Source organism: Acinetobacter sp. ESBL14 (assembly GCF_036668815.1).
GTDB classification, from domain to species: Bacteria; Pseudomonadota; Gammaproteobacteria; order Pseudomonadales; family Moraxellaceae; genus Acinetobacter; species Acinetobacter gyllenbergii.
Genome location: NZ_JAZEVS010000006.1, coordinates 264443 through 286435 on the forward strand (window position 1 = coordinate 264443; position 21993 = coordinate 286435).

Below are 21993 nucleotides of genomic sequence, written 5' to 3' on the forward strand. Positions count from 1 at the left end.
GATTTGAAGCTTGAGCAATGCCAAGAATATATCATCACAGTAAAATTCTATAGATAAAAAAGTCAAGGTAGAATTTCTAATCTAAAGTGAATTTTTTATAGCATCAATAACTTCTATAGTTGTTAAAATCTCATGCGAATAAGTGGGAGCGTTGATTTCTATGGCGGAATGCATAGCTTCAATTGATCGGGCTGCTGTAGCATCTTTAACATAGGTAACATGATAACCAAGTTCCATTCCCACTCTTGCAGTTGCTTCTAAACATGTATTGGCAAGTAAACCTATACATATAATTTTTTCTATACCATGCCTTCTTAACAATTGATCGAGATCTGTATTTGGAAACCCACTTGAAGCCCAGTGTTCTGTACATACTACATCATTGGGTTGAACTTTAAAATCATCATGAAACTCCCCACCCCAAGCACCTTTGGCAAAAATTTGATTTTTTGCAGCTTGACTTTGATAGGGAGTTACAAACTTCCAATCTTTATAGCTATTGGGTTCCATTCGATGATGTGGCACGTGGAAAATAGTTATTCCAGCTCCTCTTGCTGTATTTACTAGACTTCTTAAGTTATCAAGAAGATTAACTTGTTCTGCTATTTCTTTGACCCATGGCCATAGTTTTCCTTTCTCACTCAAGAAATCATTATAAAAATCAATACAAAGTAAAGCTGTACTTTCGCGATTATATAAAACGGACATTACCGACCTCCATAAAAAGCTTTGATGTTCTTTAAAAAATAGATTATTGTTGTAATCTATTTTATCTGATTTGATTTGTCCAGTGTAATCAGAAGTTCATTGTCAAAAGGGTATGAGTATGGGAAAAACTAGCGTAATTTATCTAGATGATCTACAGGTCGGTACGGAGTTCTTTAGTAGGGAATATGCACTTTCAGAACAACAAATAATCAATTTTGCAAAGGAATTTGATCCTCAAATTTTTCATCTTGATGGAGAGGCTGCGAAAGGTACTTTATTTAAAGGAATAGCCGCCAGTGGATGGCATACAGCTGCCATTACTATGAAATTGTTGGTGGATAGTTTGCCGATCGGTAGTGGAATTATTGGGGCTGGGGGAGAAATTAAATGGCCTAATGCAACGAGGCCAAATGATATCTTAAAAGTTGTGAGTAAGGTTCTACAAATCACCCCATCACGTTCAAAACCAGATAGAGGCATTGTATCTGTGGAGTGTAAGACCTTAAATCAGCATGATATTATTTGCCAGCATCTTATAACTCAATTAGTCGTAATGCGTAGGTAAATGAAAGTATGGGTAGAGTTTCGAAAGTTCAGGCCACTCAGAATCGCAGTTTAATTCTTCGAACCGCATGTCGAATGTTCCGAAAATATGGAGTAGAGACAGTTTCAATAGCAGATATTATGAAAGCGATGGGGTTGACCGTAGGAGGTTTCTATAAGCATTTTGAATCAAAAGATGCATTAATAAATGAAGCCTTTAGATTAACTTTTGAACAATCTTCCAAGAAATGGGATCAGTTATCACAATTAGATGACCCAACATATACAGATGGTTTAATGAATCTTGTTGAGCATTACCTAACAGATCGGCCCCCTGAACAAAATTGCCCAATATTGAGCTTTTCGTCGCAAGTAAGTAATACTCCAGATGATTCTCTGATTAAGCAAACTTATTCTCATGGGGTGGATGAATTATTTGAGCAATTCAAACTACTTGCTGAAAAAGAAATTAGTACAAATGATATTCCTAGGCAGAATAAAGAAAGTGAGACTAATCTTCTTTTTGCAGCAATGGTTGGTATAGGAATGCTTAAACGTGCAGTAGGTGAAACTCAATTGGTAGATGAAATGAAATCATCATTACTCAATAAAATTAAGAAATTGTGATTTAGGAAATTTATTCAAGAGAAAAGCCGTATAAATCCTTAATTTAATTTAATATTTAAGTTTGGTTTTATTTGCTATTACATGGGTTTATTGGACTTCTTGACTAGTAATTCTTACAAATCAGATTTTTTATTTTACTGAAACCTATCAGCTTAGAAATAAAATAGAGGTTCAACATGAGTGTCAATTTAAAACTTGCATCATCATTTAAGTTAAATAGTACTTTGACAATTAAAAATAGAATAGTTAAATCTGCATTGAGTGAGGCTTTGGCCGATTTAGATGGTACGCCTAGTCATGATCTAATTAATTTGTATAGAACATGGTCTCGCTCTGGGGCAGGCGTGTTAGTTACAGGAAATGTGGTAATTGACTCAAAAGCAATTGGCGAGCCTGGTAATGTTGTAATTGAAGATGAAAGAAATTTTGATTTAATTGCAGAATGGGCAGATACGGCTAAATCTGGAGGAAGCGAAATATGGATGCAAATAAATCATCCTGGTAAGCAAGCGATTAGAGGATTAAATAAAGAAACAGTTGCTCCTTCTGCAATTCCATTTAGCCCCAAAATGGCAGCTATTTTTGCTACTCCTCGTGAATTGACTCATATTGAAATTGAGGAATTAATTCAACGTTATGCAACTACTGCAGAAATTGCAAAAAAGGCGGGTTTTACTGGCGTTCAATTGCATGGTGCTCATGGATATTTAATAAGCCAGTTTCTTTCTCCACTTCATAATCGACGTACAGATCAATGGGGGGGCACAGCGGAGAAGCGACGTAGATTTGTTTTGGAAGTGTATAACGAAGTAAGGACAAGGGTTGGTGATGAGTTTCCTATCAGTATTAAATTAAACTCAGCAGACTTTCAAAGAGGTGGTTTTAGCGAAGAAGAATCACTAGCAACAATTCAAGCTTTAGATGACATGGGCATAAATCTCATAGAGATTTCTGGTGGTAGCTTTGAAAAACCAGTTTCACAATTAGGAATAACTAAACAATCTACTATAGCGCGGGAAGCATATTTTTTGGAGTTTGCAAAAAAAGTACGGGAAATCAGTAAAGTACCGCTTATGGTTACAGGTGGTTTTAGAAGTATCGAGGGAATGGAAAATGCTTTACTAAATGATGAACTTGATTTTATAGGCTTAGGCCGCATTTTTGCGATTGAACCTTCAGCACCACAGCGTTTATTAAAAGGGCTTGAAACTTATAATGAAGTGAAACCATTAACAACGGGTTTTAGATTTCTCGATAGCTTTGGTTCGCTAGAACTCACTTGGTATACCCGACAATTGCATAGGATAGCAAGGGGGGAATCACCAATACCGAATGAGAATGGGTTGAAGTCTTTTATTTTGGACTTTAAAGATAAGGGGCTTAGTGTGTACAAAAAACGTCGTTTGCGTGCTTTATAATAAAAGTTAAGAAGAGAGCCCTCTTTAGGGCTCTCTTCCAAGTTTTTGAAATTTCTTAGTAAAGGTAAGTGCTTAAGAAGCTTTCCAGTATTTCTTAATAAAAATATTGTATTAAACTATTCTCAATAAAATTTACAAGTCTCTTTTGTCTACTAACAGTGTCGGTCAGAATTACTGAAGAAGTTCACGAATAGATTCAATTAGAAGTGGTTCAAAGAGCGGTTGTTTAAAAATAGTTCAGCATGTTGGAACGTAACCAAAATGCTTTAGCTGCTTTTTCCATAGGTTGAGCGAGTACTAAGTTTTGGTTGATGGCGCACTTTTCTAATAAACTGCTAGCTTTTGTTCGTTTGTTAGAGGAATAGAGATTGTTTCCCAACCATCATTAGAAATCGCTTGTGGCCATATCCAAGGTACTTCAAATCTCCCCAAAAAAAATAGTTTTCATATAATTTGATGAACGATTTTTTTCATTTCTTGAGGCAACTTTTTTTGTGATAACCAATGATATATAAAAGTTCTATTTTGGAATGTAATATTTTTGTGTGCTATATTTTATTGATTTAATTAATGAAAAATGCATAAATTAAAAATTTTACAATATAAAAAATTGACTATGAACAGGCGTAGATAATAATCTCTATAGTTAGAAGGATTTAAAAGGATTGAGCCATGCAAATATTTAGGGTAAGAGTCAAGGAACAAGATGGGGATGTGTTTTTCACCAATGCGTATATCTTGAAAAGCAAAATAAAAGAGATGGCTGGTTGTTTTCAAGTAGCGGATAACGTCGAGTGTATTATTGTGGATGATGAAAGAATTATGTCATGTGGGAAAAATTTATTTCGTAGCTTACTAACAGGGAAAATATATTTTTTATATTCATAAAGAATTGAATGATTTAAAAAATCTATAGTGGTGTAAGAATGCCTTAAGTTAGGTTTTTATTAAAAAATGTTCAAGCACATCAAAGATTTTTTGATGTTGACATTGCGCAACATTGAAGCGCATGTATTGTTTTGCGTATGTAGATTGGCTAAAGACATTTCCTGGCGCGAGTATTATATTATGTTTAAATGCTGCTTGAGATAGTTGTGTTGTATCGATGTGATGAGGCAGTTTACACCAAAGAAAAATTCCAGCCTTAGGAATTACCCAAGGCTTGATATCGAGTTCTAACAATTTACCCATCACATTTATTCGACTTTGGGTTAATTTACTATGAATATAGTCTAAATGTTTTCGATATTGACTGTGGCTTAAAGCATGATAAATCAGTGTACTATTTAAATAATTGGTACTTAAGTTAGTTGCAATTCTTAATTTAATACAATGTTCAATAAGTTCTGGTTTTGCTGCGATATATCCACAACGTAAGGAGCCAGAAAGAGATTTAGAAAAGCTTCCAATTTGAACAACATGTTTAAAAGCAGATAAAGCTGCATATCGAGGGGCAGGAGCTAATTCAAAGTCAGCAAAAATATCATCTTCGATAATGAGCATATTTGCCTGTTCAACGAATTTAAGAATTTGATGCGCAGTTGAAACTGATAGTGATGCACCTGTTGGATTATGTATTCCAGAATTGGTAATGTAGAGTTTAGGATTTAAAGAAAGTGTATTACGAAATGCTTCGACATCGGGTCCATCTTTTGTAAAAGGAATGGCAATAATTTTAGTTTGGCTCAAGTTCAATAAGGCATGGAAATTAAAATAACACGGATCATCAATCAATACGACATCGCCAGGTTTAAGGTATAGACGGCAAATAATATCAATTGCTTGGGTCCCACAATCAGTTAGCATAATTTGTTCTGGATGAATATAGCTCCCCTGAATCTGCAATCGCCTGCAAATTAGTTCTCTCAGAGGTTGATGGCCCAAAGGACTGCTATAACTGAGTAATTCTTTTGCATCCAAACTAGATACTTTTCGAATTGCTTTCCGAATAATTTCTTCAGGTAACCATTCATTCGGTAACCAACCACAGCCAGGTTTTAATGTATCAGCATTTGCTTCAAAAGATTGCCTAGAAATCCATAATGGATCGACTTCTCTATCGTAGTTCTGAATGGATTCGATAATTGGAAAATGAGTAGTCAACCCTTTCACAAAATAGCCAGCCCCAGGTCTAGATTCAATAATATCTTCACTTATAAGCCGATCATATGCTTCTACAACTGTGGATACAGAGACACCCATTTCATTTGAAACTTTTCTAAGAGACGGTAGTTTTGATCCAGATAATAGACTCTTATCATCAATTCGGCTTTTGATTAAGTTTATAACGCTAAGAATTTTAGTCTTACTTTTGATATTTTCCATAACAGTTTGTATTTAACAACCATAACAGTTTGATGAAGAATTGTTCTACTGTTTCTAGTATAGCGATAAGAAAAAATTAAAAATAGCTTATTGATGAATGATTATTTAACTAATCTCTTTAAAAAAGCTTATTACTTAACGTATTTCTGCAGTAGGTATTGTTATAAATTTTTAAAGAATATTTAAAATTTGATCAAGTAAATAACCTTTAGTTAATTAATGTCATTTTTGAGGAAATCATAATGGATTTCAATGCATTAGGGTCGTTTATTCTATATTGTCTAGTGACGTCCATAACACCAGGGCCAAATAATATTATGCTAGCATCTTCTGGAGTTACATTCGGTTTTAAAAAAACAGTCCCTCACTTGCTTGGTGTTACAGCGGGATTTTGTTTAATGATTGTTTTGCTAGGTCTGGGCATAGCACAGACACTAGCTAACTCTCCAATAATATTTGAGAGTCTAAAAGTAATCAGTATTTTATATTTGAGCTATTTATCTTATAAGATTTACTGCTATAAACCAACATCAACATCTTCGGAACTTGCTTCTAAGCCAATCAATTTTATAGAAGCAGCTTTATTTCAATGGATTAATCCCAAAGCTTGGATTATGGCACTTGGCGCAATTGCTACTTACACCCAAGCGAATAGTTCCGTTATTTTTATCTTATTTATCAGCTTTATCTATGCACTAGTCAATTTTCCATGTGTAGGCATTTGGGCTTATGCTGGAGATAGGCTCAGAAATTATTTTAATAATTGGGAGAAAGTTCAAAAGTTTAATACTTGTATGTGTGTTCTTTTGCTTACCTCAATTGTGCTCCCTTCTTTGCAATCAATCCAATTTTTTATAGCAATATTAAGGAGTGAATTTATGAACTAATGTAATCCCTATTCTCAGTAATCTTTGAGACTTTATGAACTGTGCTTGACCTCGAATAAATTAAGTACATATTTCAATGCAAAGAAAAAATAAATCTAAGGAATAGATTAATGAAAATCAGATTTATACATATTACTATCATTGGATTAATGATGAACGTCACACAAACATATGCAATGCCTGACTTCTTTAAGTCGAAAGATAGTAGTTTTAAACGTTTCTCACTTTCAGCAGGTTGGCTTTATGCAGAACCACAGGGTAATAGAAATTCTTTTAATAACTCAACAGCAATAAAAGAAGGTACTGTTTCTGCTGTAGGAGATGTACAGATACAATCTGTAATTGATGCTGTTGACACATCAACAATAGAAGGTCAAAAAGTTAAAGACAATTTAATTAGACTACGCGATGAAGCAGGTTTAACAGAATTACCAAGCATTCTAAGTGGTGATGCAAGATTATTTCAACTTAGCAATTGGACCAGTGCTAACTCAGGATTGAAACCAGATACTGTTAATACCCTGGGTATTATGTTTAATTATCATATTAATGATAATGTTTCTTTAGAGCTAAAAGCAGGTATCCCACCAAAGGTTGATATCCAAGGTTTTGGTCAAATCAATGCACCTTTAAATGGCTCAGCTGTTTTACCAGCGGGCGTAGACGAAATTATTGGAAGCCCAACGATTCCTTTAAGTAAACAAATACCTATTACTGATTTAAACCAAGGAGGGAAAGCCGCTGAAGCGCGCGCTTGGCTTCCAGCTGTTGAAGTACATTATCAATTTGGCAAAAGTGGAGTTAATAAATTCCGTCCATATATTGGTGCTGGCATTATGTATGCTTATTTTAATAACCTGAAAATGAATGGAGGGATCGAACAAGATTTAATTCGTGCAGGGCACATGGTGCAAAATATTAGGAATGGTCAGGCTGCTGCAGCTTTGGAAGGAAAAACCTCTACTGCAAAACCGTTTGTTAAATTAGAAACTACAGATGCCATTGCACCAATAGCAACGATTGGCTTTACATATGATTTTACACCAAACTGGTTTACTGTAGCATCTATTTCTTATGCAAAATTGAATAATAAAGCAAAAGTCTATGTTAATGATTCGAATACTGGTGATAACTTAATTTATTCAAGTGCTAAAATTGATATTGATCCAATTATTAGTTATGCCGGGATAGGTTATCGTTTTTAAAATAAAAGGCTGATTGTTTTTTATCTGATAATCAGCTTTTTAAATCAATAGGCGGAGATTTTAAAATTGGTGGCTAGAACAGAAAAACATAAACAGATTGTGGATACTGGTTATAGACTATTCTATCGGTATGGTTTTAATTCTATTGGCGTAGACCGAATTATTTCAGAAGCAGCTGTTGCAAAAAATACATTTTACTCAACAGTTAAAAGTAAGAATAATCTTATAGCTGAATGTTTGGAAATTGAGATTTATAAAATATTTGAGAATTTAGAATCCATTATTGAGGTGAATGAACATGACTGTAAGTACTCTAAAGTAGATTTAATTCTAAAATATTTCTTTTCATTAGCTTGTCAAAAAAATTTTAATGGCTTACTTGTTGATAAAATAGCAGTTGAGCTGGTTCGTGAAAAATCTAATTTTTTTTGTTATTTAGAGGAGTTTAATAAAAAGTTAATTGAATATCTTGATCAAAGTTTTTTGAATGCAGAATATACACTAAGAAAAGAACTTGTGGTAGTATATTTTCTTATAATAAAAGGACTTATTAGTCCAAGTGGTAATATGTTTTTGGAATTGGTTGATTGAAACTTAAATCTTAGAAATAATTCATGATTAGGTATCGCTGGTAATGTTTTATATTAAAATTAATTTATTGTTTTGATAATTTTGAGTAATGATTTTTAGTGGAAAATATGGAGCGCTAGTATTGGCTCTATATCTGAATACGCTATAAGTAACCTCATAGAAAGTTTCATATATATTTCAAAATACTTGTATAAACTTTTTGTTTTGGGATAGCTTCTTTATAGTTGACACATCCCAGTATAAAAACTTCAGACTTTAATCCAATCTATAAAGAACTTAAGTATTCAGGCAAAAAGTTTTAGGCCGCTGTATTGCTGAAAAATGGCTTTCGGGTCTTGTGAGTTATATCAATGAGAGACTGGTGCAATTGAGATATGTGTCAACTCAAGTCATCGTACCCGAACAGGATCTTGCAACAGGACATTTACGTTTAACTTTAATCCCGGCCATATATTGGCAAACGCAATGATTCGTCTTTAGGGACGTATCCCGAAGTCACATTAGAAGAGGCACGAAATATTCGTGATGAATATGAGAAATTGATCAAACAGGACATTGATCCAGCAACAGTACGTTTATAGACTAAAAATCAAAAATTGAAAGAAGCTGAACATACTTTTCGTGCTGTTAGTGCAGAAAGGCTTAAAAAACGGGAATTAGAAGGCAAGCTTGATGGAGAGACTATTCGTCGTTAAAAGCACGATACTTATCCTTATATTAGTGATATGAGCTTTCCTCAATTGAATGTCGATGTATTAGAGGCAAAAGTATTTCAACGTATTATTGATCGTGAAGTGTAACCAATAAAACATACTATGTGATTTCGGAATAATTCACTTACAAACCGAGAAGCCCATCGCTCAGTTAAATAAGCTAGACCAAAATCACCGCTTGTTATGACTAAACTGTTTAACGCATTTTCATCCTTTATATCTGGCAATCGGCCATGTAAATAAACTATCCCGTCCCATTTGCTTTTTTTAGGAATTGGAAGAGTAGGTGCAGCAAAATACTTACATTTTTGTTTAAGGCTTCGGGCAGCATATTTCAAATAACCTATCAAAGTTAGTTGTAACTAATCTTAATGACCCATCACTACATTGAGCTAATTGAAATAGAGCTTTATGAATATCTAGAGCCCCAAGGAGCTTTAATTTTGGTTTTAATGACTTTACAAGCGCCTTTCTAATAGCAATTCTTTGGCCGACGATGCGGTGTTCTAATAAATCAAGCATACTGTCATATTGCATTTTCTGATAAGCAATATTTTCATTTTCGCTATGGGTATCACCTAGATTCTTATAAATCTTATCCACTAGACATTTTGAATGTTGGAAGTCCTGCTGGAATAGAAATACCTGCACCACAAAAAAAATTACACGGCCTTCTTTATGTGCTTGCAAAAGCTCATCAGGAACATTTGGTCCATTATTTATAAATTGCACTAAGTAAATCTCTATTAGTTGGTAAACCTCCCTAATTATATTATCTAATTAGATTTTTTCTTTAAAGCTTATAATTTGTAGGATGTTATTAATGTGCTTAAGTAAACTTCGAGCTAAAGAACAAGGTAATCAAAAAAAGTACTTTTTATGTAATTCCAAAGGATTGATAAAATTTACTTTATTGCTGATCAACATTAAGCTACGCTAGTCATGAATTACATATGAAAAATACTATAATTTTAAAGGTATTCATTTATTCAAAATGGCAAATATAATCTACTACATCATTGGTTTTAATATTAAACTGACTATTTGCTGGAATCTGAAAGGAATCGCCTGATGCGTAAATTTGAATTTCAGGAGCATCATCAATTTGAACCGAACATTCTCCAGAAATGATTTCAATACATTCAGCCAAATGAGTCTTAAATGTTAGAGGTTCTTCTGATGGGAGAATTACACCCAAAGTCTTTTTAGTACCATCTTTTAAAACAAGAATGTGGCTGATGGATGTGCCATTAAAATGAACATTGGCTTTCTTTTTAATTGAAACAAGATCGAATTGCTCAGCCACAGTAGCGTTCCTAGTTTTTATAGTAGATTAGGATGAATATTAATGATTCACAGTAGCTAGTTTCAATATTTTTAATATGCAGAAAAACTAAGTACTTGTAGTACTGAATAAAATATATTTTTAAGTGTGTTGAATAACCTACCTATTTCAAAATGTATTAATATCCTGCAATATCATCTATATCGCTAATTATCTATTGTTTGCGGGCCTATTTTTGGAAATTAACGAAAGTTCAGGATGTTATAATTCAGCTAAGAAAAAAAGGAATTTTTAACTTTCATTTACATTGTTGTTAGGCGCTTCAGCTTCGTTGGTTTGGTGCATTCTTTCGTTCAACTATTAGTATTTATAACTTTTTCGATTTAGAAAATAGTAGAATGATGAGCATGCATTTGATAGCAGTCATTGAGCAGCTATTATCATCAAATTCAATGTTATGAAAATTTAAATACAGTGAGTCACTTCCCATTGCTTAATTCACGATTAGAAGTTCAAAAACCTAGTTTGGTTGTGTAAAGCTCGTAATTTCTAAACTATATCCTTGATATTTATTATTAATTTTAATTTTATTTTTTGTTCTCAATTTTAGAAGTAAAAATTGAATTTAATCATGAAGTAAAATTAATTAATTTAAATTTTTGTAGGCTATTACTCTTTTTTTATTGAACCCAATATAACAACAAGCTTGGTAAAGTTTCTATAGCCTATTTGGATATCTAATCTTTTTTTTTGATTGGATAATCAGATTTTTGTGAAAGTTTTATTTGAATAAAGTATTGATTATTAATTATATTTTTAAAAATTCAAAGTTGAGCTGGATTGCATTTTTTGGTATTGTGTATGTGTAAAAAAAGCACAAAATAGGAAAAATAAATGAATTTAAGTCTTAGAGTGATTTGCATCGCTGGGCTAGTAACTGCTTCAGCAGTTTATGCTTCTACTACTTTATCCCCAAATCAGAATACGAATAGTGGCAATATACCAACTGGTTATGCTGATCTAAAATTTGTTTTAGCAAATGGCAATTGGGTAAAAAATATTTATTTGCCAAATAATGCGAATAACTTAGACAAGGTAACCATTCAATCAACTGCGGGCTATAAAAGCTATTTAGATACTTCAAACACAAACTTACCTATTGAAGTGCAGGAAATACAAAGTGGAGACACTTTTCAATTTGTCTACAATTCCTCATCGAAGAAATGGATTGCTCAACTTGCTACTGTAAGCCCAAGTAATAATTCGCAAATTGAACAAATCGTCTTGAGTAATGTTAAATTACAGCAGGTTTCACTTGCCGATGGAAAGTGGGCAAAAACAATTGTTTTGCCAACGAATGTGATGGACGGTGCATTAGTTCAAATCGTTTCGACGGCGGCTTATGCTTCTGAAATTTCGAAAGATAACTTACTTTTTGCGAGTAGTTATAATCTAAATAATGGCAGTGAATACTGGCTCAAATATAATGCTGCTTTACAGAAATGGGTTCCTGAGTTTATTAAACCTTTGAAAATGAACGTTAAGGATATTGGAACAAGTTTAAATACTGTAACTACGCCAGTTACTGAAGTTAATTTTGCAGATGCAAATTGGGTTTCAAATTTCTCTCTGCCAGTTACAGCAAATGATCGAGATCGTATCATCATTAAATCAACAGCAACTTGGGCAGCAAAAATTAATAATACGAATACCAATAGTAGTGCTACATTAAGTCTTAAAACAGGTGACCAATATGAGTTTATGTTTGTAACAGATAAAGCTCATTGGGTTTTGATGTCTGCTCCAACAAAAACAATTAGTTCAACTAGTGCTATAGCGTCAACTTTACCAAATATGACTCAGCCGACGCTCAAAGTGAATATTTCTGATGCTAATTGGAAACAAAGCATCAATTTACCGACAACTGCACAGGTTGGCGATAAGGTCATTTTGTCATCCACAGCTGGCACAGATAGTTTTATTACAGCTGCCAATGGCTTATCTACAACTATTAAAACGGGTGAAAATCGTCGATTTATTTTCACCGCTCAAGGTTGGGTAACTGATAGCTATACCATCGATATGTTGCTAGTCAATAGTCCAGAAGTTTCTACGATTTTGGGTGAAAGTGCATCAAAACTTCGTATGATTGAAGGATTGAATTTAACCAATTTAACTGCTGAAAACTCTTCAGCTAAATTTTATTTAAGACAAACAGGGTATTTGACTTATAAAATTCCTGCTTCAACTTTACTTGATGCAATTAATGTTGGACGTTCAGATACAACTGTTCAAGCAGAGCGTAAGCGTGTATTAGCTGATGGGGTGTATTACCAAGGAAATGAGCCTGGTGCTGGAGGTTGTGGTTGGGCTTGGATCAATGCGAGTTCATATAACATGATCGGTGCTAATGATATTGCTGGCTGTTCAGTTGCGGCAATGCGTCACGAAGTCGGTCATAACTTAGGTTTGTATCATGGTGACTCAACCAATATCGGTTCAGGTTTTTCTCATCCATTGGGGAGCACTGCTTTGGGTGGGAATAACTTAAACTTTTATTCGAGCCCATATCTTTATAACCCTAAATATGGTGTACGTTTAGGCGAAGAAGGCAAGAAAGATGCTGTCAGTGTCATTAATGCTAACGTTATCCGAATCTCACAATACAATTAAGTTATTTTCAAACGTATGAAGCACTATAAAATTTTAACTTTACTTGCAGTCACGTTTATCGTGACTGTGGGTTTATTTGTTTTTTTTAAGCCTGATCAAGTTGCGGCATCTACACAGAATGGCTCAACTCAAGAATCGAATCGTTTTAATTCTTCTGATCAATCCACATCTAATTTTCCGCGCGGCAATTTGAATATTTCAAAACAGGAGTTAGAAAGTGCAAAGAAAGAAACGGTCTTGTTTCATGAAATTCAAGACAACGATTTGAAAAATAGTGAAGCCTTACGGCTCTCCAAGAGCAATAAAGGAATGGCTATTAACTATAATCAAAATATTATTGAAACCAAAAATATAGGTGATCTTGTTAAATTCCAAATGCTTGAGTATGGACTCAATCGTAGTGGGAAAATTGTTGAAGTTGAAAAAGTAGATGAGGATATTTTACGTTGGCGTGGCGAGTTTGAACAAGGTACACCAGAACGAAACTATTTTACGATTACTCAAAGTCAAAAAGATCAATATACGATTATTCAAATTTATAGTGATAAAGGAAACTATACGGCTGAGATAAAGAATGGACAAGGTATTGTACAAGTGATGGATCAAGGCGTGGAAGATAAAGAACTGTATGCACATGATGATTAAAACATTGAGGTATTTGATATATCCTTCACTTCTATCCTAACCAAAAAACTATTTATAAGAGTCTCCTAAATTGCTAACAAATACCAAGTATCGCCTTGGTGTTTGTTCTAATTTTACACTTATTTTATTCTTCTAAAATTTTGAAAGATCTGACTTTAGCAATTTTATATTTTAAGTAACAAGATAGGTCTAATATAAGATGAATTGAGTTTGTATTTTATTCAATTAAATTTTAAAGATTGACACCCTCTATATCGCTGATTATCCTTTCTTTGCTAGCCTACATCGCTAGTCGGTTTTGACAGACCGTTTTCATACAGCACATCAGATTTACTCCTTCTGAGGGGGAAGTCTGTGTGAAACCCACTCGTCCCCCTCACGTTGCGGTAGGGCGGGAAGGGGACACCCTTGGGTGTGCTGGGTCTGTATGTCCAGTCTGTCAACCCCTTTTCGTTCTGCCACCCTAATCAATTGACAGTGATTTGGTAGAACTTCTATTACATACAGGAGTCCGCCATGCGTACTATTTTTAATTTCTTTTCTTTATCTTCTCACTATTTGTCTTTGCACTATCGAAAGACATAGCTTGCGCTGATTTCACTGAAATCTTTATGACGATCACTATTTATTATGAACTTGGGATGAACCCAGGCTAAGTCACATCTGGGCTTTATAAAAACAACTTCATTGATTTCATTCTGATCTTAATTAAAGCAATTTCACTTACACATTACTTCAGTGAAGCCAGATCCAGATAAGGACTGGCACGCATATGTATTGATGAGAGGAAGAGATGGGATTAACACGATTATTTTCATTATTTGGCTGTGCCTTAATCACAGCCTGTAGCAGTTCATTTGAATCCGAGTTTAAAGAGGGTTGCCGTAATTTTGGCGGCAATAGCAGTTTCTGTTCCTGTAGTTATAACAATGTGGAAAAGCACTACGGCGAAGATCGGCTGAAACAAATTAAAGAGCCTTGGCAATTTCCTGAAGATTGGGCAGATCAAGTACAGCGTGCAGGTGTTGCCTGCATGGCTGAATTGAAATAGGGGCTAATTATGAAGAATGTTCTCATCAGTTACTTGCTGATCATGTTGGGATACTGGATCAAATTGATCTGGAGTTTTCCCGCAGGTTACTCCAAAGCCTATCTGCTAGGCCGAGCCTTTGTCTGGCCATTTACCTTTTTAGAATGGCTGCTCTCATAGCTGAATCAAGCCAACCATCTCAAGCAAGAATAGAAAAACTAATAGGTAAAAATGATGAAGAAATTAATTTGTACCGCAATATTCACCCTCGGTTTGAGTTGTAGCTCATGGAGCTATGCCACGCCTTCTTATGGTCTACGCTCAGCAGAAACCATGGCTCATTTGGTCAATGTACAAAAAGGCAGTGGTTACTCAACTATTTGTACCTACCGTTCAGCAACCAATCATTATGGTGTACATGAAATCCAAGCATCCATGATGAATGGTTGTCCACAAAACTTGGGCTATACCGCAACTTGGGAAGGCGGTGGGATTTTAAGAGTATTTGGCACAAGTAATAGTTTATCTGTTCGACGAGCTGGCTACCGTGCACCTACCAAAACATCACAACCTGCACCAGCCGTAGTCAGTAAATACAAACGTTTATGCGATAACCCAAACGTCTCAGAAAGCTTTAACCAAAAGACAGGTGAAACCACCAACTGTAAAACAGGTGAGGTGACCATCGATCCTCAAATTAAGGCGCTTAAAGAACAGGGGCTGTGGCCGCACTAAAGGAAGAACAGATTATGCAGAAACTTAAAACATCCCATGTTGTTATGCTGATGACTTTGCTTGTGGTGATCGCACTGGCTACCTTCTTATTTAACCAGCAACAACAACGTAAAGCCGATATTGAACTGGCACAACTTGCACTGGAGCAAAGTAAAGTGCAACACCAGACAGCGGATCATGCCAAGGCAGCATCTGAATCGATGGAATCGAAGCTCTCTGGTATTGAAGGGCTAACTAAAGATCCTGAGACACAAACAGCACATCTTGAAGTCAGTGCCGATGATGTTGCAGGGGCACTTGCCGCAGTAGATAGCGCCAAAGCCAGCCAAAAAGCAGCAGCTGAACGTTTAAGTTATGACGTTGATGCTGAATACCATGACGGGAAAACCCTAAGCACAAAACTTTCCCGTTACGGTTTAAAGCCGATCCAGTCTGCACCAGCCGATTTACGAACCACTGTTGCTGATATTGATCTCATGCTGGCTTCCCATCTGATGGATGCATGGGGACGTTCTGCGCCAGATCAGGTTGCCAAACGATTAGAAGGGTGGAGTGAACAGGGCAACACCATCACTTATCGTACTGTATGGGATTCTGATCGTTCTCAGTGTACTTGGTATGTGGTGCAGTGGAACAAAAGCACAGATGCAGTCATTAACGAAGGCTACAAGCCTTGTTTTGGTCGCTAAACCTAGCAAAAAACAAACTCATTCAATACAACGTGACTTTCATTAATAAATACGAGATAACCTTATGAAACTGATTCAACTCTTCAGCTGCGGTCTTTTAACATTGGCAGTGAGTTCAGTGGCCTTTGCCAAGACTGAACAAATTACTTTAAAAGCCAACGTCCATTACGGCGAAGAAGCAGTGGTTTTCCCTACTACCAAAGGTGAGGTGATCCTGAATAGTTTTGCATTACCGATTCAGGTTGCCAAACAACTCAAGCCTTATAAGAAAGGGCAATGTCTGGAAATTCAGTCCAAGTATGGTTTCTTTAAAGATACGGGCGATGGTGCCCATATCCAGAGTATCCGTCCATGTAAGAAAACAACGCCAGCTACCTCAACAAAAGCAAATCGTTAATCACTAACAACTCAAATGCATAAACCTTAAAAAACCACGAGCCCATGCTCGTGGTTTTTTTATGCCTGTTCAACTTCTCAATACTAAACTCAGGAGCACAACATGCAGCAATGTCCCTATTGTCATTCATCGCATGTGCAATTACTCAGGCAAAGCCAAAACAAGCAAGCCAGAAGCAAGATTTCATTTTCCTCCTGTTCACCAATGTCACTAGCCACCGTGGGGATGCAAATCTCAAAACGACTTGGGATCAATCCCATCATTGGTGGCTTCATTGGATTAGCAGCAGGTGGAATGTTTCTACTCTATATCCAGCAAGAAGACAGCCTCATTACTTTGCATTACCAATGTGAACAATGCTTAAGCCACTTTGAAATTCAACAACCTGAATAAATTTAATCTACTTAAAAGGACAAGATCATGGCCCATCAACTTGAACAAATGGCGTATACCGGACAAACCCCTTGGCACGGCTTAGGAAACCAACTGAGTCAAAACCAACCCATCGAAGTCTGGGCACAACAGGCAGGCATGGATTGGCGAATTGAATCTTCAGATGTCAGTTACATGGCACAAAATGAACGAGGACAACGTATAATCATGCCGTTTGAAGAGCAGCGCGTTTTATACCGTTCAGATACCCATGCACCTTTATCTGTGGTGAGCCAGCGCTTTCAAGAAGTCCAGCCGATGGAAATCCTACATTTCTACAAAGATTTGACTGAACAATCGGGCTTTGAGCTGGAAACCGCAGGCGTACTCAAAGGTGGCAAGAAATTCTGGGCATTGGCTAAAACAGGACAGACCTCAGCCTTAAAAGGCAAGGATGTCAGTAATGGCTACATTTTATTGGCAACTGCCTGCGATGGAACATTGGCAACCACCGCACAGTTCACCAGCATTCGAGTGGTGTGCAATAACACCTTAGCTATTGCTTTACGTGGTCAGCAAGGGAGTGCAGGCATAGTCAAAGTCCCTCACAGCACTCGATTCGATGCTGAGAAAGTCAAACAGCAACTTGGTATCTCAGTTCGTGCGTGGGATGAACACATGTATGAAATGAAGCAACTCAGTCAGCGTAAGGTGACTCAACAAGAAGCAGCGGCCTACTTTGATGCAGTATTTAACAATACCAATCTCAGTATGGCAGCACAGGATGAAAGTATTATTCAGTTCTACCGAAATGCAGCGATGCCCAAGCAAACTCAATCATCCAGATCAGACAATAAAACTGAACCGAATGGACGAGCTATGTCGAAAGTGATGACCATGTTTAACGGACATGGACGAGGAGCAGAACTGAGTTCAGCCAAAGATACGGCTTATGGTTTGCTTTGCTCAATTACCGAGTTCTGTGATCATGAACGCCGAGCAATGAGTACGGATCACCGACTCGATTCAGCTTGGTTTGGGGCAGGTGCAGCGATTAAACAACGAGGTCTTGAACAAGCTTTAAGGATGGTGGTTTAAACAGACCTATTATTTCTTCAGCTTTATTTAAGCTCTCTATTTTAATTTAACTTTTAGGTAAAACATCAAGCAGCAAAACCCTTTTCGCCACGTCACCCCCGACGTGGCTTTTTTTATGCCCAAAACTCAGCTTTTACGATTTTACCTATACAGGAATATTTATTATGAATAGCCATACTCATATCCAAAACACTTTAAATCATCCACCTTTACAACCTTATCCCATCAAGATTGAAACTGAACATAAGGTTGAGGTGGGCACACGAACCAAGAAAACGCCAAAGAAAACCAGTCAACTACCTTCAGCAAAACGTCTTGCCAATACCAAAAAACTGAATTACCAACAATGGCTGGAGGTCAGAAAACAGGGCATTGGCAGCAGCGATGCTGCAACAGCTTGTGGACTCAACCCGTATATGTCGATGCTAGAGCTGTGGATGATTAAGACGGGGCGGATGCAGCAAAACATTGAAGACGAAAGTGCAGGCTATGCACCTTTATATTGGGGCAAACAGCTTGAACCTCTGGTGGCGCAATACTACAGCATGCATACCAATCACAAAGTGCGTCGCGTCAATGCCGTGCTACAGCATCCTGACGAAGACAAACATTTTATGTTGGCTAACTTGGACTATGCCGTGGTGGGTCATGAAGAAGTCCAGATATTGGAGTGTAAAACCGCAGGCGAGTATGGTGCCAAGTTGTGGCGAGATGGTGTACCGTTATACGTGCTCTGTCAGGTACAGCATCAATTGGCAGTGACAGGCAAAAGGGCAGCGCATATTTGTGTCTTAATTTGTGGACATGAAACCCGAATTTTTAAAGTGACTCGTTCAGAATCAGTGATTCAGCACATCATCAATGCAGAGCGTCACTTCTGGGAATGTGTGGAAAAGGATACACCGCCTGATGCAGATGCCAGTGAATCGGCAGCAAAAGCCCTACAACTGCTCTATCCCGAACATGTGCCACTCAGTACTACAGACTTCACTGAAGATGAGCAAGCCAATCAACAGTTTGAACAACTGATTCAAGCTCGAAGCCAAATTGACAAACATCAGGAGCAGTTTGATCTGCTGAAACATCAACTTCAAGCCAAGATGCAAGAGGCTGAACGTGCCACCTTTAAAGGAGGCTCCATCACATGGAAAAAGTCGAAGGATTCAATCAGCTTGGATAGCAAGGCTTTACTCAAACAACATCCTGAATATTTGAATCAATTTCCACAAGGTAAAACAGGTTCACGACGTTTTAACATCTATAGCAATGATGATTGAAACAGATTTAGCCTAAGCAAAACAACCAATATCCCATACCTGAGCGTATGGGATTTTTTTTATGTCTAATTTATTTTACTCAAAAGAGGAAATCAATATGATCAAAGGTTTAGCGATTACACCACCAATACTTGGACGTATCAGTATCGGTAAAATGGTAGAAAAGAATGGCAAACGTGTCCCTGAAAAGGATGACCAGTTCACCATTACCAGTCAAATCCAAGGAAAAGAAGGATGGGTCAAGCATCCACTAGATGAACAACTTCGTGCCAAAGCACCCAATCAAAAACTCCGTTCAATCCCAGTTCGTATGATCTTCAATGATCCTGAACTCAATCTACGAGCTGAATATAGCTTATTTGATCGTCAGACTGGACGTCCCGTGTGCGTGGGTAATGGTGAAACCTGTCAACGGTTGACCAATCAGGGGGTTGAGCAGCATCCCTGTCCGTCACCTGATCTCTGTTCATTGGCTCAAGGAGGCCTCTGTAAACCCTATGGCAGACTCTATGTGAATCTCGATGAATCGGATGAGTTTGGTACATTCATTTTTAGAACCACAGGTTTTAACAGTATCCGAACTTTGGCAGCACGACTTCGTTATTATCATGCAGCATCAGGTGATTTACTTTCATGTTTGCCATTGCAATTGACGTTAAGAGGCAAGAGCACAACGCAGAGTTACCGTACGCCAATTTACTACGTGGATTTAACTTTACGTGAAGGCACAAACCTGAAAGAGGCGATTAGTTCAGCCAAGCAGATGGATGAGCAAAGCAAGGCAGCAGGGTTTCATCAGGAGGCTTTAGATCATGTGGCACGGCAGGGCTATGGGAATGCTAGCTTTGAGGTGGGAGTTGAGGAGGGGCTGGATATTGTTGAAGAGTATTATACGGATGGTGCGAATCAAGAGCAGAATCAACAGACTCATAACTTAAATCATATTCAGGATATCCAGAAAGGGTTAAAGCAGAGTGTGAGGTCTGTAAATTAAGAACTGACGTTCTATATTCGGTTGAGAGAATAAAATTTAGAATTGATAGCGAAGTTTACAGCACTAGACAGAACTGTATTTTTTGTGATTGAATATTTATTTTGGTTTGAAGTGTGTGATAAAAAGCACGCTTAACGATACATTTCTCCAATGGAATATTAATGTCGTAATCCCATGTCCTTCCCCAAGGGTTTGGGATTTTTTTTAATTTAAGTAATTAACTTTTATCTACTTTTATATTTACTGGGTATTTGCATGAAAAGAATTTTATTTGTGGGACTATGTGTTTTAGGAATACAAGGATGCACGACTCCGTATCAAAAAATGGGAGCGTCAGGGGGAGTCGAAAGTACGATTATTGATGATAATGTCTTTCAAGTGAAAGCATCTGTCAATGGTTATACTCAGAAGTCGGTAGCAACACAGTATGCAATTAGAAAGGCTGCTGAAGTATCACAATCATTAGGATGTAATTATTATTCAGCAATTAATAATACTAGCCAGAGTTATGATCAAAACACATCAAAAACGAATTCAGGCCTTATGACGGAAAATGGTGGTGTTTACTATACTACAAGTGCTGGAACACGCTATCGAATAGTAAAACCTTCAAGTCGAAATACTTATGTTTGTTTTAATGAGAAGCCAGATACAGTGTTACCCGGATTGGTTTTTAATATTAAATATGTTCTAAGTTCAGAACTACCTAGCGGTAGTGGGAAGTTTAGAGTACCGAATAGTTGGCGTTAATATTTTTATATTTAAATTAAGTAAACTCTTGTAGATAAAAATCCTACAGCCCCTTGTTTTAATATACTAAAAAAAGGGGCTGGCTTTTCTACAATTAACCGTTAATAAGTGCGTCTAATCGCCCTATCCATAAGCTTTGTTCTCTGTCACTAGAAACAGCAAATCTTATTTCAGGTATTTGGGGATCGGCAGTACGTACAGTAATATATCTAGCAACGGTTAATGATTTAGAGCCAGCATAAGCACCTTCACTATTTCTATATTGGGTTTCATGGACATCTGAACCTGAATACCACTGTCTGACATCATCAAAACTACAAATATATACAATTGGTTTTGGGTCTAAGGTAAAAATAAGTTTTCTATTTTTTTGATCGACCAATAATCCAGTTGTGGAGAAATCAATGTTAAAGCCATGCTTTTTAATTTCAGTTTCTTTTTGTTGATGTAGCTTTTTTATATCTAACATCAGCATGGTTCTAAAGAGAAGGTATACGGAATAAGGAACTGTACACAAGGCACTTACCCCCAAAAAGGCAAGAAAAAACGTACCAAAAAATCCTCCTCCATCTCGAGTAAAAGTTACAATTAATGCAATTACTAAGATGACAAGAAAGAATTTTTTCCAATGAGAGCCTTGTGACTTAAATTTACCTATATTCTGGAGTTCTTTAATTTCTACGGTCATGTTTGTCTTCATTCTAAGATAAAAAGTTTGGAATCAGTTAGAAAGCTAAAGAATCTAACCACTATAATTAACTTAATTTTTGTGAGATTATTATTTAAAACTGGAAATAAAAAATCAACTAAAATTATAAATTATTAAAATATGAATTTAGTTAAATGAAATAGGTGTATAACTTATTCAAGTAGTTGTTAGACAGAAATATAAGGTTGAATAGTACTAAAGGTTTTGGTGAAATTAAAAATATAGGTCTTTTCGATTAATCAATTGTAATGCCATCCGTTCTGCAAAACTTCTTTCAATTCCATCCGCTACGAAGAACACATGTTCGTATATTATTTTTTTT

General features: G+C 36.4%; 25 protein-coding genes and 1 pseudogene. 20 read left to right on the plus strand and 6 right to left on the minus strand.

Features of this window, described 5'->3' with window-relative positions; genetic code table 11:
• Positions 1–81: 81 nt before the first annotated feature.
• The gene (locus tag V6E90_RS18000) at positions 82–708 is read right to left on the minus strand and encodes an isochorismatase family cysteine hydrolase (RefSeq protein ID WP_332606088.1); all 627 of its coding nucleotides are present in this window, start codon (positions 706–708) and stop codon (positions 82–84) included.
• A 118-nt stretch (positions 709–826) separates the two neighbouring features.
• On the opposite strand from V6E90_RS18000, the gene V6E90_RS18005 reads away from it, so the two are divergent.
• The 3 genes from V6E90_RS18005 (at position 827) to V6E90_RS18015 (ending at position 3296) form a co-directional block, all read left to right on the plus strand.
• Positions 827–1273 (plus strand): MaoC family dehydratase, encoded by a 447-nt coding sequence (locus V6E90_RS18005; RefSeq protein ID WP_332606089.1) that lies wholly within the window; start codon positions 827–829, stop codon positions 1271–1273.
• An 8-nt stretch (positions 1274–1281) separates the two neighbouring features.
• Positions 1282–1878, plus strand: coding sequence for a TetR/AcrR family transcriptional regulator (locus tag V6E90_RS18010; protein WP_332606090.1), 597 nt, complete (start codon positions 1282–1284; stop codon positions 1876–1878).
• A gap of 176 nt (positions 1879–2054) precedes the next feature.
• Positions 2055–3296: an NADH:flavin oxidoreductase/NADH oxidase family protein gene (locus V6E90_RS18015; protein ID WP_332606091.1), complete on the plus strand. Its 1242-nt coding sequence runs from the start codon at positions 2055–2057 to the stop codon at positions 3294–3296.
• Between the two features lie 936 nt (positions 3297–4232).
• Here the strand turns inward: V6E90_RS18015 and V6E90_RS18020 are convergent.
• Entirely contained in the window at positions 4233–5621 is a 1389-nt protein-coding gene (locus V6E90_RS18020; protein ID WP_262444683.1) for an aminotransferase-like domain-containing protein, read from the minus strand.
• Positions 5622–5863: 242 nt separating this feature from the next.
• Here V6E90_RS18020 and V6E90_RS18025 point away from each other — a divergent pair, with 242 nt between their 5' ends.
• The 5 genes and pseudogenes from V6E90_RS18025 to V6E90_RS18045 form a co-directional block, all read left to right on the plus strand.
• Entirely contained in the window at positions 5864–6508 is a 645-nt protein-coding gene (locus V6E90_RS18025) for a LysE family translocator (RefSeq protein WP_262444682.1), read from the plus strand.
• A 110-nt stretch (positions 6509–6618) separates the two neighbouring features.
• A complete protein-coding gene (locus tag V6E90_RS18030; RefSeq protein WP_442881267.1) occupies positions 6619–7713 on the plus strand; it encodes an OmpW/AlkL family protein in 1095 nt (364 codons plus the stop codon).
• A gap of 69 nt (positions 7714–7782) precedes the next feature.
• Entirely contained in the window at positions 7783–8304 is a 522-nt protein-coding gene (locus V6E90_RS18035) for a TetR/AcrR family transcriptional regulator (RefSeq protein WP_332606092.1), read from the plus strand.
• Positions 8305–8641: 337 nt separating this feature from the next.
• Positions 8642–8773 (plus strand): POTRA domain-containing protein, encoded by a 132-nt coding sequence (locus V6E90_RS18040; RefSeq protein WP_332606093.1) that lies wholly within the window; start codon positions 8642–8644, stop codon positions 8771–8773.
• A pseudogene (locus V6E90_RS18045) lies at positions 8745–9095 on the plus strand (integrase arm-type DNA-binding domain-containing protein); the annotation flags it as partial. The gene V6E90_RS18040 and the pseudogene V6E90_RS18045, both read left to right, overlap by 29 nt.
• Here V6E90_RS18045 and V6E90_RS21905 read toward each other — a convergent pair.
• The 3 genes from V6E90_RS21905 to V6E90_RS18055 all read right to left on the minus strand — a co-directional run bounded on the left by V6E90_RS21905 (position 9077) and on the right by V6E90_RS18055 (position 10323).
• A complete protein-coding gene (locus V6E90_RS21905) occupies positions 9077–9367 on the minus strand; it encodes an SIR2 family protein (protein WP_442881268.1) in 291 nt (96 codons plus the stop codon). The pseudogene V6E90_RS18045 and the gene V6E90_RS21905 sit on opposite strands and share 19 nt — an antisense overlap.
• Entirely contained in the window at positions 9330–9749 is a 420-nt protein-coding gene (locus V6E90_RS18050; protein WP_332606094.1) for a hypothetical protein, read from the minus strand. The genes V6E90_RS21905 and V6E90_RS18050 overlap by 38 nt, the downstream gene beginning before the upstream one ends.
• A gap of 253 nt (positions 9750–10002) precedes the next feature.
• On the minus strand, positions 10003–10323 hold the full coding sequence (locus V6E90_RS18055) for a pyrimidine/purine nucleoside phosphorylase (RefSeq protein ID WP_332606095.1): 321 nt from the start codon (positions 10321–10323) through the stop codon (positions 10003–10005).
• A gap of 873 nt (positions 10324–11196) precedes the next feature.
• Between V6E90_RS18055 and cpaA the strand changes: the two genes are divergently transcribed.
• From cpaA to V6E90_RS18115, 12 genes are all read left to right on the plus strand, one after another.
• On the plus strand, positions 11197–12975 hold the full coding sequence (gene cpaA, locus V6E90_RS18060; protein WP_332606096.1) for a metalloendopeptidase CpaA: 1779 nt from the start codon (positions 11197–11199) through the stop codon (positions 12973–12975).
• Positions 12976–12990: 15 nt separating this feature from the next.
• Positions 12991–13620 (plus strand): metalloprotease secretion chaperone CpaB, encoded by a 630-nt coding sequence (gene cpaB / locus V6E90_RS18065; RefSeq protein ID WP_332606097.1) that lies wholly within the window; start codon positions 12991–12993, stop codon positions 13618–13620.
• 793 nt (positions 13621–14413) lie between these two features.
• Complete coding sequence (locus V6E90_RS18070; protein WP_332606098.1) at positions 14414–14671, plus strand: hypothetical protein; 258 nt, start codon at positions 14414–14416, stop codon at positions 14669–14671.
• Between the two features lie 9 nt (positions 14672–14680).
• Complete coding sequence (locus V6E90_RS18075) at positions 14681–14830, plus strand: hypothetical protein (RefSeq protein ID WP_332606099.1); 150 nt, start codon at positions 14681–14683, stop codon at positions 14828–14830.
• A gap of 51 nt (positions 14831–14881) precedes the next feature.
• On the plus strand, positions 14882–15385 hold the full coding sequence (locus V6E90_RS18080; RefSeq protein ID WP_332606100.1) for a hypothetical protein: 504 nt from the start codon (positions 14882–14884) through the stop codon (positions 15383–15385).
• A gap of 14 nt (positions 15386–15399) precedes the next feature.
• Positions 15400–16074 (plus strand): hypothetical protein, encoded by a 675-nt coding sequence (locus V6E90_RS18085; protein ID WP_332606101.1) that lies wholly within the window; start codon positions 15400–15402, stop codon positions 16072–16074.
• A 64-nt stretch (positions 16075–16138) separates the two neighbouring features.
• A complete protein-coding gene (locus V6E90_RS18090; protein WP_332606102.1) occupies positions 16139–16471 on the plus strand; it encodes a hypothetical protein in 333 nt (110 codons plus the stop codon).
• 102 nt (positions 16472–16573) lie between these two features.
• Complete coding sequence (locus V6E90_RS18095; protein WP_332606103.1) at positions 16574–16864, plus strand: hypothetical protein; 291 nt, start codon at positions 16574–16576, stop codon at positions 16862–16864.
• A 27-nt stretch (positions 16865–16891) separates the two neighbouring features.
• Positions 16892–17941: a DUF932 domain-containing protein gene (locus V6E90_RS18100; protein ID WP_332606104.1), complete on the plus strand. Its 1050-nt coding sequence runs from the start codon at positions 16892–16894 to the stop codon at positions 17939–17941.
• Positions 17942–18105: 164 nt separating this feature from the next.
• Positions 18106–19218, plus strand: coding sequence for a YqaJ viral recombinase family nuclease (locus V6E90_RS18105; protein ID WP_332606105.1), 1113 nt, complete (start codon positions 18106–18108; stop codon positions 19216–19218).
• Positions 19219–19315: 97 nt separating this feature from the next.
• Positions 19316–20212, plus strand: a complete 897-nt coding sequence (locus V6E90_RS18110) for a recombination directionality factor (protein WP_332606116.1) — start codon at positions 19316–19318, stop codon at positions 20210–20212.
• Positions 20213–20467: 255 nt separating this feature from the next.
• A complete protein-coding gene (locus tag V6E90_RS18115; RefSeq protein WP_332606106.1) occupies positions 20468–20962 on the plus strand; it encodes a CC0125/CC1285 family lipoprotein in 495 nt (164 codons plus the stop codon).
• A 94-nt stretch (positions 20963–21056) separates the two neighbouring features.
• Here the strand turns inward: V6E90_RS18115 and V6E90_RS18120 are convergent, their stop codons facing one another.
• Positions 21057–21650: a hypothetical protein gene (locus V6E90_RS18120; protein ID WP_332606107.1), complete on the minus strand. Its 594-nt coding sequence runs from the start codon at positions 21648–21650 to the stop codon at positions 21057–21059.
• Between the last annotated feature and the right edge of the window lie 343 nt (positions 21651–21993).